The sequence below is a fragment of the Mesorhizobium sp. M0601 genome, assembly GCF_040320845.1.
Taxonomy (GTDB): Bacteria; Pseudomonadota; Alphaproteobacteria; order Rhizobiales; family Rhizobiaceae; genus Mesorhizobium.
In genome coordinates this window covers 1-2,512 of record NZ_JAMYQK010000098.1, presented here as the reverse complement: position 1 = coordinate 2,512, position 2,512 = coordinate 1, and the positions used below count along the sequence as shown (strand labels likewise).

Below are 2,512 nucleotides of genomic sequence, written 5' to 3'. Positions count from 1 at the left end.
CAAGACCGCGCGGCCCGCCTGATCCTATGGTGATATTCAAATCAGACCATTCGCGGAATGGATTGGTCGCGAAAGCGAGAGCCTGTCATTCGCGAGCCGTCTTGCGCATGTTGCCCGGGCTGCGGCGGCGATCTGCGCGCCATGGGCGAAGATAGCGACGAGATGCTCGATCTGGTCGCCCAGGCCTGGCAGGTGATGGAGACCATTCGACCCAAGTACAGCTGCCGGACCTGCGATAAAATCATCCAGGCGCCGGCACCAGCCACGGCCATTGCACGCGGCACGCTCAGCTATGCCGCGCTCGCCCATATCATGATGGCCAAGTGGGGTTATCATCTGCCCTTCTACCGTCAGGCCCAGATGATGGCCACCAAGGGCGTCGATATCGAGCGATCCACGCTTGCGCGCAGCGCCGGCTATGCCGCCGCCTTGCTCGATCCGATCTACAACCGCATCCGTGAGATCGGCCGTACTCGCACCAAGATTCACACCGATGATACGCGGCTTCCGTCCTGGCGCCCAGCAACGGCAAGACACACAAGGGCGCGCTCTGGGTTTACATCGCCGACGATCGCAACTCGGGTTCGCAGGAGCCGCCGATCGCCTGGTATCGCGCCACCATGGGCCGCGCCGGCGAGATCGTGATGAGCGAGCTCGCCGGATTTACCGGTACGCTCCAGGCCTACGGTTTCAGCGGCTACAATCAGCTCTACGAGGTCGGCGTCATTCGAGAAGCCGCCTGCCTGGCCCCTCTGCGTCGCAAGATATTCGACGTTCACGACAGCCAGCCGACCGAGCTCGGCACGACGGCGATGGCCGGTATCCAGGCGATCTACCGGATCGAGGAAGAGATAAGGGGGCTGCCGCCCGCCGAGCGATTGGTCGCACGACGAACGCGGACCCGACCACTGGTCCGCGCGCTGCGACGATAGCTCATGCGCCAGGCAACGGTTTGTCGCGCCATGCCGATATCGCGAAGGCCTTCGCCTACGGCACCTAGCGATGGCGCGCGTTCAACCGCTTCCTCTACGATGGATCGGCGCCGGCGGGCCGGCCAACGAGCGATCTAACCATCAAGTCGATTTCGGGAAAGGTGCCTCGGCGCATCGCTTACCTTCAAACCCAAGGATGCAGTGTTGCAATTGCTGGAGCGCATCTGAGTATTATGTGGCGGCAAAGCTCGCGATCACCGCGGAATTAGCCGCTTCGGGACCGCGCCGCCACATATCCACGACCGACACATAAATGGGGATCCCGGCCCAACGTCTCCTGAACCTGCAGAGCGAGACCCTGCATTCCCGCGACGCATATCGGTCCGGCCGACCGCCAACCAGATCCGCACCTAGCTCGGGACCGGGATCATGAAACGCCAGAGCCTTCACCATCGCCGCCGTCAGTGTTGGCGGCGTGGTCAGCGGAATCCGCAGCGGCACCTTGCCGGCGATCTCCAGCTCGATCACCGCTGGTGGCGCCGCCGGCACCGAAGCGGCGACAGGCTTATCGGGAACCACGACAACTTCAGCAAAGCCCGTCTCGTGGGTTCTCACCGTCCGCCGCCACTATAAGATCAGGCTGGTCGCGACATCGTACTGATGCGCCACCGCCGCCACCGTGGACCCGGGCGCGAATGCCGCGGCCAGTATCCGGCACTGATCCTCTTCACTCCAACGACGACGGCGCTCAGGCCGGGTCAATAACGTCAGGCTGCAATGGTCGGGCACGATCAGGCGGCCTTCGGCATGATGTCTTGTCGTGTCCAGCGGAACTCTGTGCCGCGCGCCACATGCGATGCATGATCACCGCCAGCCCACGGGCCAATGCGACAATGGCCTTCTGTCGGCCGCGCCGCCTGGCGACATTCATCGCCCACGCCGTCAGCCACGACCATTTCGTCACGCGCGTCAGCAGCGTCTGCGCGGCTTCGTAAAGCAGCGTTCGCATCATGCCATCGCCGCAGCAGGAGACCCGGCCGATGCGGCGGCTTTAGACCGACTCATGGAGCACCGGCATCAGCCCCAAGATCGGTCCGACCGCCTTGGAGTTGCGGAAGCGGGCCGGAATGTCGATGGTCGCGGTATAGGCCAGTCCCACCACCGGACCGACGCCCGGTATCGTCGTTAGCCGCCGGCAGACCTCGTTATCCTGGACGATCGCCAGAAGCTTGGGATGAAGCGCGGCAAAATTCTCGCGCAGCTTGCGGCGCGCATCGAGCAGTGGCTCGACAATCTCGGCCACGTCGGGCATGCCTTCGGTGAGCTCGCGGATACGTGCTCGAACTTGACGCCGCCGACCATCCTCGAGGCCGATCCGCTCAAAGGTCCAGGCCGATCCGAGAGCACCCGCACAAGATACTCGGGATGGCTCGGCACCTTCATCTCCGGCACATCTTGCCTGTTTCGTCGACAATGCAAATTGCGGTCTCTTTGGTCGTGCCCCGGCTCGTAGATGCTATGGGGCGAGCGGCGAGGTTGTGGCATCCTTCGGCGCTATGGAAAACACCATCAGAAGGAGG

The 2,512-nt window shown here is 63.4% G+C and carries 1 protein-coding gene and 2 pseudogenes; 1 reads left to right on the top strand and 2 read right to left on the bottom strand.

What is annotated here, in order from left to right:
- Window positions 1–57 precede the first annotated feature (57 nt).
- A pseudogene (gene tnpC, locus NKI41_RS32915) lies at window positions 58–932 on the top strand (IS66 family transposase).
- 231 nt (window positions 933–1,163) lie between these two features.
- Here tnpC and NKI41_RS32910 read toward each other — a convergent pair.
- Together NKI41_RS32910 and NKI41_RS32900 are read right to left on the bottom strand one after the other, a co-directional pair.
- Complete coding sequence (locus NKI41_RS32910) at window positions 1,164–1,547, bottom strand: hypothetical protein (RefSeq protein WP_352687196.1); 384 nt, start codon at window positions 1,545–1,547, stop codon at window positions 1,164–1,166.
- A 176-nt stretch (window positions 1,548–1,723) separates the two neighbouring features.
- Window positions 1,724–2,452, bottom strand: a pseudogene (locus tag NKI41_RS32900) (transposase).
- Window positions 2,453–2,512: the final 60 nt, after the last annotated feature.